10 protein-coding genes and 1 tRNA gene are annotated in these 11,189 nt (G+C 46.0%); 7 read left to right on the forward strand and 4 right to left on the reverse strand.

Annotation, left to right across the window (positions count from 1 at the left end; all coding sequences use genetic code 11):
• Nucleotides 1-212: 212 nt before the first annotated feature.
• Both BS19_RS14470 and BS19_RS14475 read left to right on the forward strand, forming a co-directional pair.
• Nucleotides 213-1,799: an AbgT family transporter gene (locus BS19_RS14470; protein ID WP_038176194.1), complete on the forward strand. Its 1,587-nt coding sequence runs from the start codon at nucleotides 213-215 to the stop codon at nucleotides 1,797-1,799.
• Nucleotides 1,800-2,063: 264 nt separating this feature from the next.
• Nucleotides 2,064-2,780, forward strand: a complete 717-nt coding sequence (locus BS19_RS14475; protein ID WP_245609288.1) for a substrate-binding periplasmic protein — start codon at nucleotides 2,064-2,066, stop codon at nucleotides 2,778-2,780.
• 40 nt (nucleotides 2,781-2,820) lie between these two features.
• Here BS19_RS14475 and metQ read toward each other — a convergent pair whose 3' ends face one another.
• From metQ to metN, 3 genes are read right to left on the reverse strand one after another with little or no spacing between them, the layout of a single operon-like run.
• The gene (gene metQ, locus BS19_RS14480; protein WP_038176196.1) at nucleotides 2,821-3,630 is read right to left on the reverse strand and encodes a methionine ABC transporter substrate-binding lipoprotein MetQ; all 810 of its coding nucleotides are present in this window, start codon (nucleotides 3,628-3,630) and stop codon (nucleotides 2,821-2,823) included.
• A 51-nt stretch (nucleotides 3,631-3,681) separates the two neighbouring features.
• On the reverse strand, nucleotides 3,682-4,359 hold the full coding sequence (locus tag BS19_RS14485; protein WP_038176198.1) for a methionine ABC transporter permease: 678 nt from the start codon (nucleotides 4,357-4,359) through the stop codon (nucleotides 3,682-3,684).
• The gene (gene metN / locus BS19_RS14490; RefSeq protein WP_038176200.1) at nucleotides 4,349-5,383 is read right to left on the reverse strand and encodes a methionine ABC transporter ATP-binding protein MetN; all 1,035 of its coding nucleotides are present in this window, start codon (nucleotides 5,381-5,383) and stop codon (nucleotides 4,349-4,351) included. The genes BS19_RS14485 and metN overlap by 11 nt, the downstream gene beginning before the upstream one ends.
• Nucleotides 5,384-5,647: 264 nt before the next feature.
• Here metN and gmhB point away from each other — a divergent pair, with 264 nt between their 5' ends.
• The 5 genes from gmhB to treC all read left to right on the forward strand — a co-directional run bounded on the left by gmhB (nucleotide 5,648) and on the right by treC (nucleotide 10,994).
• A complete protein-coding gene (gmhB, locus tag BS19_RS14495; RefSeq protein ID WP_038176202.1) occupies nucleotides 5,648-6,199 on the forward strand; it encodes a D-glycero-beta-D-manno-heptose 1,7-bisphosphate 7-phosphatase in 552 nt (183 codons plus the stop codon).
• A gap of 48 nt (nucleotides 6,200-6,247) precedes the next feature.
• A complete protein-coding gene (locus BS19_RS14500) occupies nucleotides 6,248-6,592 on the forward strand; it encodes an MliC family protein (RefSeq protein WP_038176203.1) in 345 nt (114 codons plus the stop codon).
• Between the two features lie 66 nt (nucleotides 6,593-6,658).
• Nucleotides 6,659-7,606 carry a trehalose operon repressor TreR gene (gene treR / locus BS19_RS14505; protein ID WP_038176204.1) on the forward strand — a complete coding sequence of 316 codons (948 nt, stop codon included), beginning with the start codon at nucleotides 6,659-6,661 and terminating at the stop codon, nucleotides 7,604-7,606.
• A 201-nt stretch (nucleotides 7,607-7,807) separates the two neighbouring features.
• Nucleotides 7,808-9,232, forward strand: a complete 1,425-nt coding sequence (gene treB, locus BS19_RS14510) for a PTS trehalose transporter subunit IIBC (protein WP_038176208.1) — start codon at nucleotides 7,808-7,810, stop codon at nucleotides 9,230-9,232.
• A gap of 79 nt (nucleotides 9,233-9,311) precedes the next feature.
• A complete protein-coding gene (gene treC / locus BS19_RS14515; RefSeq protein ID WP_038176205.1) occupies nucleotides 9,312-10,994 on the forward strand; it encodes an alpha,alpha-phosphotrehalase in 1,683 nt (560 codons plus the stop codon).
• Between the two features lie 105 nt (nucleotides 10,995-11,099).
• Here treC and BS19_RS14520 read toward each other — a convergent pair.
• Nucleotides 11,100-11,184 (reverse strand) — tRNA-Tyr (locus BS19_RS14520).
• Between the last annotated feature and the right edge of the window lie 5 nt (nucleotides 11,185-11,189).

Here is an 11,189-nt window from a genome sequence, read left to right on the forward strand (position 1 = left end):
TTGATGGTTTATTGTGAATCATAATGCTGATAATTTAGTTTAAGTTAGTATTATTTGCTAATAAAATGTACAAATGACGTTAAAAAGCATGATTTGTTACACAGTTTGTAACATTTTAGATTTCTAGTTGGGCGTTTTGTCGAGTAACCTTCCGCCCGCATTTGGAACATTTGTGTCACATTTGCTCAGGGAAAACTACAAGGAGGGAACAGATGAGTTCATCTGCTTCAATTAAACAAAACACTCCCAAAAAGCCATGGTTCACGCGCTTTTTGGACACTGTCGAATATTTGGGGAATCTTTTACCCCACCCAATTACTCTTTTTGCCATCTTCTGCCTTGCTATTCTGGTGTTTTCCGGGATTGCCGGTTACTTTGAAGTCTCGGTTATGGATCCTCGCCCAGAGGGTGCCAAGGGTCGCGCTGCCGATGGTATGATTCATGTCGTTAGCTTACTGAATGCAGACGGCTTAGCGTTGATCGTGACTAACTTGGTGAAAAACTTTGTTGGTTTTGCACCACTAGGTACTGTACTGGTCGCGATGCTTGGTGTGGCGATTGCAGAACACTCAGGTCTATTGTCGGCAGCCATGCGTGGCATGGTGATGGGCGCATCTAAGCGCATGGTTACAGTGACCGTCGTTTTTGCAGGTATCATTTCTAATACAGCATCAGAGCTTGGCTACGTGGTTCTTATCCCACTGGCAGCGATGCTATTCCACTCTTTAGGCCGTCACCCACTTGCTGGTCTCGCTGCCGCGTTTGCTGGCGTATCTGGCGGCTACTCTGCAAATCTACTGATCGGTACTGTTGATCCGCTTCTGTCAGGTATTACTGAAACGGCAGCGCAGATGATTGATCCGTCTTACACGGTCGGTCCTGAAGTTAACTGGTACTTCATGTTCGTCTCAACCTTCTTTATTGCAGGGATGGGCGCGTTCGTCACAGAGAAAATTGTTGAGCCAAAACTTGGCAAGTACAACGATGAAGATGCGGCGGAAGATCTGTCTCAAGATAAGATGGGCAAACTGTCTGGAGTTGAGAAAAAAGGTCTAAAACTAGCGGGCATTGCGATCGTGGTTGTTTCTGCGCTACTGGCGTGGACGATTGTTCCTGCTGACGGTATTTTACGTTCTGACGCAGGTACGGTTGCAGGCTCTCCATTCCTTAAGAGTATCGTGGCGTTCATTTTCGTCTTCTTTGCGATTCCTGGTTTTGTCTACGGCAAAGTGGTTGGCACGATGAAGACAGACCGCGATGTTATTGATGCTATGGCTAAGTCTATGTCGTCAATGGGTATGTACATCGTATTGGTGTTCTTTGCGGCGCAATTCGTTGCTTTCTTTAAGTGGACCAACTTTGGTCAAGTGTTTGCCGTTGCTGGCGCTGACTTCCTGCAAAGTATTGGCTTAACCGGACCTATGTTGTTCTTCGCCTTCATCCTGATGTGTGGCTTCATCAACTTGATGATCGGCTCTGCGTCGGCTCAGTGGGCAGTAACTGCGCCTATTTTCGTGCCGATGTTGATGCTGGTGGGTTACGCGCCAGAAACGATTCAGGCGGCTTACCGTATCGGTGATTCAACGACCAACATTATCACTCCGATGATGAGCTACTTTGGTCTGATTCTAGCCGTTGCCACGCGCTACATGAAGAACCTAGGGATCGGTACACTAATCGCGACCATGCTACCTTACTCGCTGTGCTTCCTCGTCGGTTGGAGTGTGCTGTTCTATCTATGGGTATTTGTGTTTGGTCTGCCAGTTGGTCCTGGTGCGGCTACTTACTACACACCTTAGTCAGTCTGTTACTTTTGTTAATCGAACCGGAGCCTTTGCTCCGGTTTTTTATTGCGCTCGAATGGCGGCTATCTGTTTGACAATCCTTATTGGTGAACTTTACTTATTGGTAGAGTCCTAAGATTGTGAGGTTAATAACAATGCCAATAATGCCTGTACAGACTCACTCAGTCCTTATTTTAAGATAACGCGGTTATGCGACGATACCATCTGGTCATTTTCTGCTGTTCACTCTTGTCTGCGCCACTTTTTGCGAAGGTTTCGGTGCAGCTCGTAACCCTTGATTACCCACCTTACATTGAACACCGCGAAGACCAATTGCGTGGTGTGGCTGTCGAATTGGTTGAGACGATATTTGCCGAGCTTGAGCAGCCTATTACTATTGAGGTGATGCCATGGGCGAGAGCGCTTAACTCGATTGAGTATGGACGAGCGGATGCCATTTTCACGGTGTTCAAAAACCCCACTCGAGAGCGTTTCGCTGATTATAGCCAGCAGGTTCTGTTTACCCAGAATATCAGTTTGGTTGCTCGGGCTGACGCTGAAATACATAGCGATGACTTTATTACCAGCGATGTCTCAATGTTGGCCATTTGTGTGGTCAATCAAGTCAGCTATGGCGTGCGTTTTGACAAGCTATTAATGGATGAGTCGTTTAGGCAGGTGTTTAAGCGTAATGGGGCCGAAGAGTGCGCGCACTTAGTACGAGCTGGTCGGGCTGATTTATGGGTCAATAATGATTTTGGCGCGCGTAGTATTATGGTAACTGAACATTTAGAGAAAGTGCTTAAAGTGTTGTCTCCTCCGATTGAAGCAACGTCAAGCTATATTGCGTTTTCTAAACGCCGCCAGCAACAAAAGCTCAGAGACCAATTTGATCAGGTTCTGCGTCAGATGAAGCAAGATGGTCGATATGAAGCCTTAATCGACAACTACTTTGAATCATTGCGTCAGCAGCCGGCGAGCAATAAAAAAGGCTGACGAAAACGTCAGCCTTGAAAGAAAAAGTCAGAGGTAGGAATTACCAGCCTTTAACAACCCCACCTTGGAAGATGTCTGATGCCGCAGCATACACTTCGTCAGTTTGGTAAGCTTTAACGAAGTTCTGTACGTTTTCAGCTTGGACATTGTCTTCACGCGCAACAATCAGGTTTACGTATGGCGACTCTTTATCTTCAACGAAAATGCCGTCTTTTTGTGGTGTTAAGTTGATAGAGCTTGCGTAAGTGGTGTTGATCACAGACAGCGCTACGTCGTCGAGTGAACGTGGAAGCTGAGCGGCGTCAAGTTCAACAATGGTGATGTTCTTAGGGTTTTCTGCAATATCACGTACCGTCGCAAGTAGGCCAATGTCTTCACGTAGTTTCAACAGACCTTGCTGCTCAAGTAATAGTAGTGAACGACCTAGGTTCGTTGGATCGTTAGGAACCGCAATACGCGCGCCATCTTGGATCTCATCAACCGACGTTACTTGCTTTGAATAACCAGCAATAGGGTAAACAAAAGTGTTGCCTGCGATAGTCAGTTTGTAATCACGGTCAGTTACTTGCTGATCTAGGTATGGCTTGTGTTGGAATGCGTTGATGTCGATTGAGCCATCATCAAGCGCGGCGTTTGGTGTAACGTAGTCAGTAAAAGTGACCAGCTCGACATCCAAGCCATACTTTTCCTTAGCCACTTTTGCTGCGACTTCCGCAACCTGAGCTTCCGCACCAGCCATTACGCCAACTTTGATTTTGCTGGTATCAGCTTGCTTTTCGCCACAACCAGTTAGAATCAGTGCAGACGCTGCTGCTGCGATAGCCAAAAGACCTTTAAGACTGAATTTCATCACTATCTCCTTATGAATAAATCTGTGAAGTATTGTAGAACTTATTATTGATTAACGGTGGTCGACACGACGGACAATCGCATCACCAATAGATTGAATAATTTGTACCAGCACGATGAGCATTACTACCGTCACGGCCATGATCACCACATCGTAGCGATGGAAACCATAACGAATTGCAACGTCACCTAGGCCACCACCACCGACAGTACCGGCCATGGCAGAGTAGCTGACTAGCGTTACTAGCGTGATGGTTACCGAGTTTACGATGGTTGGCATTGCCTCTGGCAGCAGCACCTTAGAGATGATCTGCATTGGCGTGGCTCCCATTGATTGCGCGGCTTCAACCAAACCAGTTGGTACTTCTAATAGTGCGCCTTCAATCAGACGGGCAACAAATGGAATCGCGCCAATCGTCAGTGGCACAATCGCAGCGGTCGTACCAATAAAAGTGCCGACCAATAGTTTGGTCACAGGAATAATCGCCACCATCAACACTAAAAAAGGAACCGAACGACCGATATTGACGATAGCGCCCAGGATGCGATTGAGTTTGGTGTTCTCAAGCAATCCGCCTTTTTTACTGGTATGCAAGATCACGCCAAGAGGGATACCGACAGCAAAGCCAACAATACCGGCCACGGCGACCATGTAGAGTGTTTCCCAAGTTGCGCCTAGGAGAAGTTTGCTGTTTAAGCTCAGCCACTGTGAAATTTCGTTAAAGGACATAACCCAGCACCTCTACTTTTACGTTATGGTCACGCAGGAAAGCTATCGCTGCGTTGTCATCTTGTTCATTACCAAATAGCTCTGCGACCATCATGCCGAATTTAACGCCGCCAGCGTAGTCAAGGTCTGAACTCAAAATCGAAACATCGATGTTGAATTTACGGGCAATTTGGCTCATCAATGGTGCATCAACGGTTGCTCCGGTAAACTCTAAACGCACTAATGGGTAGCTATTCTCGACACGTGTTGGTTGCAAACGTGCTTGATAATCTTCTGGAATCGACAAGTCTAAAGTTGAGCGGATAAACTGATGCGCCAGTTCCGTTTTTGGGTGGGCAAAAATTTCGCCGACCGTGCCTTTCTCGACCAACTCACCATCGCCAATGATCGCAACTTGATGACAGATGCTTTTGACCACGTCCATTTCATGGGTGATCAATAGTATGGTGATGTTGAGTTTACGGTTGATCTCTTTAAGCAGCTCCAATATTGATTGGGTGGTTGCAGGATCAAGCGCGCTGGTGGCTTCATCACATAGCAGAACTTTCGGGTCGGATGCCAAAGCACGGGCAATCGCGACACGCTGCTTTTGGCCGCCACTCAAATTGGCCGGGTAGCTTTCATGCTTATCGGCCAGACCGACTAACTTTAACAGGCCCGTGACCTTGTTTTTGATGTGCGCCTGATCTTTTCCTGCTAATTCTAGTGGTAGCGCAGTGTTTTCGAACACGGTACGTGAAGAGAGCAAATTAAAATGCTGAAAGATCATACCGATGTTACGACGTGCTTCGCACAGCTGTGGTTTGCTAAGCTTGGTTAGGTCAACCCCATCAACAACGATTGAGCCTGAGCTTGGAGCTTCCAGCATGTTAACACATCGAATTAAAGTACTTTTCCCTGCTCCAGATGAGCCAATAACACCAAAGATTGTTCCCTGAGGGACATTTAGGTTGATCGCTTTCAAGGCATGTATTTCCTTACTGCCTTGATAGAAAACCTTATTTACTTGATTAATTTCAATCATTGAGAAACCCGTTATCAGTTTGGATGAGCAGTAGACGATTATTTTGAGCTACATCTCATTTACCAGAGAATGCTATGGGTTTGAGTGTTTAGTGTCAATAGATATTTTTACGTCTAGACGTCTAAACGTATCTTTCGCTAAAACCAATCGGAATGAGTTAGTGGTGAATGACATAAGAGGTAATTGCACAATCCATCGAGATGGCATAAAAAGGTGACTCAGGTATAATCTGGATACTAAAGCAAGCAAAATGAGAAACATATTTTGGCGAAACCAGCAGTCTTTCTAGACCGCGATGGCGTAATCAACGTCGATCACGGCTACGTGCATGACGAGCACGAGTTTGAATTCATCGAAGGGGTATTTGAAGCGGCTAAACAGCTGAAACAGATGGGCTATCAACTTGTTCTAGTGACCAACCAATCTGGTATTGCACGTGGTAAATTCAGTGAAGACCGTTTTCTCTCGCTGACTCAGTGGATGGATTGGAACTTTGTCGACAACGGCGTTGAATTTGATGGTATCTACTATTGCCCGCACCATCCAGAACAAGGTTTAGGTAAATATAAGCAAGAGTGTGATTGTCGTAAACCTAAGCCGGGTATGTTTATTTCTGCGCGTGACTTTTTGCATATCGACATGGCTAACTCGGTCATGGTTGGTGATAAAGCCGAAGATTTGATGGCTGCGGAAGCGGCGGGTGTCGGCTGCAAAATTTTAGTGCGAACGGGTAAGCCGATCACCGAAAAAGGCCAGGCCATAGCCTCGGTGGTGCTAGACAGCATTAAAGATGTCCCTGCTTATCTAACAAAATAATCAATCAAAAGTCGCTCTGGGCGGCTTTTATTTTGTCTGGAGGTCATCATGACTATACGTTTATTAATAAGCACTGTGCTAGCTGCATTGATCGTTGGCTGCGTGAGCGATCGCGTTGTCAGAGAAAGCACATTTCAGGGTGACTTTACCCGTTATCACTGTGAGTCACAGTACGCCTTTCAAGTTGCCTATATGCCCAATACGCCAGCTGCGTTGCTAAGGCTAGTTGATGGTGATTATCGCTTAATTCAAGTTCCTTCAGGATCTGGGGTTAAGTACACGCTTGATGACATGACCAATCAAGCGCCGAATCCGATCACGCTACATGCTAAAGGCAATCAAGCCCGTTTGGAGATTGGCCGAATGGTTTACAGTGATTGCCTTACGCAATAATTACTTTACTATTGCGGCGGTGGGGCCGCGTTAGCCGTGAGTGTTCGATAACAGAATCAGAGAGTTATGAGTAAAAAACTAACCATTCTTGATATTGCCAAGTTATCTGGGGTCGGTAAGTCAACCGTTTCCCGAGTGTTGACCAATGATCCTAAAGTCAAACCTGAAACACGGGCGAAAGTGGAGCATGTGATCCGAGAGTCTGGTTATGTACCCTCGAAATCAGCTCAAGCGATGCGCGGCGGCAGTCAAAAAGTGGTGGGGGTGATTATCTCTCGTCTTGATTCCCCTTCAGAAAACAAAGCGGTCAGCAGCATGCTGGCGACCTTATACGCCGCCAGTTACGATGTGGTGATTATGGAGAGTCAGTTTGATCGCGTGAAAACCAATGAGCACCTTGACGTATTGAAAAAACGTAACGTTGATGGTGTGATCATTTTCGGTTTTAACGATCTCGATGTCACGACACTCGCAAGCTGGCAAGGGCGGTCAGTGGTCATTGCAATGGATACCGATGTCGTGTCATCAATTAACTACGATAATCGTGGTGTCATCGTGTGTGCATTGGAACACCTCAAGGCGCAGAGCATCGACAACATCGCCTTTATCGGTGTTGACCCGAGCGATAAAACCACCGGCTTGCTGCGTCTTAACGCGTATTTAGACTGGTGTCAGCAACAGCAAATAACACCTTGTTATCAAACCGGGCACTTAAACCGCGAGAGTGGCTACCAGTTGGTGGATCAAGTCTTAACCGACCAAACACAGGCGATAGTTTGTGCCAGTGATACGTTAGCGCTTGGTGTGATTAAACGCTTGCAAGAACTCGAGCGTGAAGATGTTGCTGTCACGGGCGTTGGTGGTAATGAGTTGCTCTCTTTTCTCTTTCCCAATATTTACAGCATTGACCCTGGCTACTCTCAAGCCGGTGAACGTTCTGCTAACCTTCTTATTTCACATATCAATGGTGAACCAGGCGCCACGCACATTACTCAGCAGCCAATTGAGTTCTAAGTCATTATTTTCAGACTGATTTAAAATTATACTGTGATCGCATTCAATTAATGGGATTGTTCCCATTTTTATCTTTAGATAGATCTGACACTATAATACCCATAAATGGGAATGTTCCCATGAATGATAAAAATAATAACAACAGCCAAAGTCAGTGTGAAAAACACGAGAATGAGAATCCAATTAGTAGGGGACATGGATATGAGTAAGATTGCGAAACAAGAGGTGGAGCGTCTGATTGAATTTGTCGGCGGTCGCGACAATATAGCCAGCGTAAGTCACTGTTTAACAAGGCTTCGGTTTGTCTTGAATGATACTGATAAAGCGGACGTTGCAGCGCTAGAAGCCTTGTCGTTGGTGAAAGGTTGTTTCACCAACGCGGGGCAATTTCAGGTTGTAATAGGGACTGAAGTTGATGACGTATACAAGGTATTAATTGAGCTGTCAGGAAAAAGTGAAGCGTCTAAAGATGAATCAAAACAAGCGGCGCGTCAAAATATGAACCTGCTTGAGCGTGGGATTTCCCATCTTGCTGAAATCTTTGTCCCTCTGCTTCCTGCCATCATCACTGGTGGTTTAATTCTAGGTTTTCGTAATGTGATTGGCGACATCAAGATGTTTGATGGACAGTCGTTAACGGAAATCAGCCAGTTTTGGGCGACAGTGCATAGCTTCTTGTGGCTGATTGGTGAAGCCATCTTCTTCTTCCTTCCGGTCGGTGTGTGTTGGTCGACCGTGAAAAAGCTTGGCGGAACCCCAATTCTGGGTATTACGCTTGGTGTGACTTTAGTTTCCCCTCAACTGATGAACGCTTATTTAATCGGTAAGCAAGTGCCTGAAGTCTGGGATTTTGGCCTCTTTGTGATTGAAAAAGTCGGCTATCAAGCTCAAGTGATTCCAGCCATGTTAGCGGGTATTGCCTTGGCGTTTATCGAAACGAACCTTAAACGTCTTGTTCCTTCTTACCTTTATTTAGTTGTGGTGCCGTTTGTTTCTATCATTGTGTCCGTGGTTCTTGCGCACTCAATAATTGGTCCGTTTGGTCGCGTTCTAGGTGACGGTGTTGCCTTCGCAGCAAAAGCGGCCATGACTGGTGACTTCGCAGTAATCGGTTCAATGGTCTTTGGTTTCCTTTATGCGCCACTAGTCATTACGGGTATCCACCACACGACGAATGCGGTTGACCTACAACTAATGCAAGATTTGGGTGGCACGCCAATCTGGCCTTTGATTGCACTATCAAATATTGCTCAAGCGTCAGCGGTTGTCGGCATCATCATCATTAGTAAGAAACACGGTGAACGTGATATCTCTGTTCCAGCAGCGATTTCAGCCTACTTAGGTGTCACAGAACCGGCGATGTACGGTATTAACTTGAAGTACAAGTTCCCGATGCTGAGCGCGATGATCGGTAGTGCGATAGCGGCTGCGATTTGTGGTAGTGCTGGTGTGATGGCTAATGGTATCGGTGTCGGTGGTTTGCCGGGTATCTTATCTATCCAGCCGCAATACTGGGGCATCTTTGCGATTGCAATGCTTGTCGCTATTGCTGTGCCAGCAACATTGACCCTGTTCTTCTACAAGCGCGCGCAAATCAAAGGTGAGCTTGATCCCGTTAGCAATTAATCGTTCCATCAAAGACATTTTCAGGAGCGACGTCTGTCGCTCCTTTTTAATCACTATTTTTCGGTAAGTGGGTTTAGCAATGACAACAATCACTCAGGATCCTAATTGGTGGAAAACCGCCTCGATTTATCAAATCTACCCCAAGAGTTTTTGTGACAGTGGCGACAAAGGCACGGGAGACATTCAAGGCATTATTTCTAAGTTGGATTACTTACAACGTCTTGGCATTGATGCCATCTGGCTTACCCCAGTTTATCAATCACCCATGATCGACAATGGTTATGACATTTCAGACTATTATGCGATTAATCCAGATTTTGGCACCATGGCCGACTTCGACCAATTGCTTGAGGAAGCGCATCAGCGTGGTATCCGCTTGATCATGGATATTGTGGTTAATCACACCTCGACTGAACATCAGTGGTTCCAATCTGCGTTGGGTGATAAGAACAGCCCGTATCGTGATTACTATATTTGGCGTGATCCGGTTGAAGGGCAAGCGCCAAATAACTGGTTATCTAAGTTTGGTGGCAGTGCGTGGGAGCGAGATGAAGCAACGGATCAGTACTATTTACACTTGTTCGCCAAACAGCAGGCGGATCTTAATTGGGAAAACCCAAAAGTAAGAGCCGAAGTCAAAGAAGTGATCAGCTACTGGGCAGAAAAAGGTGTCGATGGTTTTCGTCTCGATGTGATTAACCTAATTTCAAAACAGCAAGATTTTCCCAATGATGAACGAGGTGATGGTCGCCGTTTCTATACCGATGGACCGCGCGTTCATCAGTACTTGCAAGAGATCAGCCAAGCGGTATTTCAAAAATATCGCAGTGTGACCGTTGGAGAGATGTCTTCCACCACATTGGAGCATTGCCAGCAATACTCGTCACTGGATGGTAAAGAATTGTCCATGGTGTTTAACTTTCATCATTTGAAAGTGGATTATGCAAACGGCGATAAGTGGACCAAAGCTCCGTTTGATTTTCTTCAACTAAAACAGATCTTTAATCATTGGCAAACGGGATTAAATGGCAAAGGTTGGGGGGCACTGTTTTGGTGTAATCACGATCAGCCGCGCATCGTTAGTCGTTTGGGTAATGACAAACAGTATCGCGTTGAGTCAGCGAAAATGCTCGCAGCTTCAATACACATGATGCAAGGTACGCCATATATTTATCAGGGTGAAGAGTTTGCTATGACCAACCCTGGCTATACATCCATTGATCAGTACCGTGATGTCGAAAGTACCAATATGTACGACATCATGGTCCACCAGCAAGGTGTCAAACATGATGAGATGATGGCCATCTTGGCGCAGAAGTCACGAGATAACTCTCGCACACCGATGCAGTGGAACTGCGAGCGTTATGCGGGCTTTTCTAAGGCGCAACCTTGGCTAGATATTGCTGATAACTATCAAGAGATCAATGCAGAACAAGCTGAACAAAATTACGATTCGGTGTTTTATTTCTATCAACAACTGATTCAATTGCGAAAGCAAATAGAGGTAATTACAACCGGGGATTACCTCGACCTCTACCCAGATCACGACGCGGTGTTTGGCTATCAACGCCGTTCACAACAGCAAACCTTGATCTGTTTGAATAACTATTATGCTCAAGAAACAGAATGCGTTCTGCCGAGTGATTTTGAGTCTAGTCAGGCGAGTTACGTATTGGGCAACTACCAGGATTTACCTCAACAAGTAAGTCGGCATCAGGTGTTACGTCCTTACGAAACGCGGATTATTGTTTTGCAAAACTAACCCCCAATGTTGTTTGCTTACTGCCCCGTTCTGCGGGGCTTTTTTATGGCGATGATAAAATTCATACGCAAAAAAGCCAGCTCAATGAGCTGGCTTTTTTAAAGGTGGTGGAGGGGGACGGATTCGAACCATCGAAGGCAGTGCCAGCAGATTTACAGTCTGATCCCTTTGGCCACTCGGGAACCCCTCCAGGGT

The sequence above is a fragment of the Vibrio pacinii DSM 19139 genome, from assembly GCF_000711795.1.
In the GTDB taxonomy this organism is placed as follows: Bacteria; Pseudomonadota; Gammaproteobacteria; order Enterobacterales; family Vibrionaceae; genus Vibrio; species Vibrio pacinii.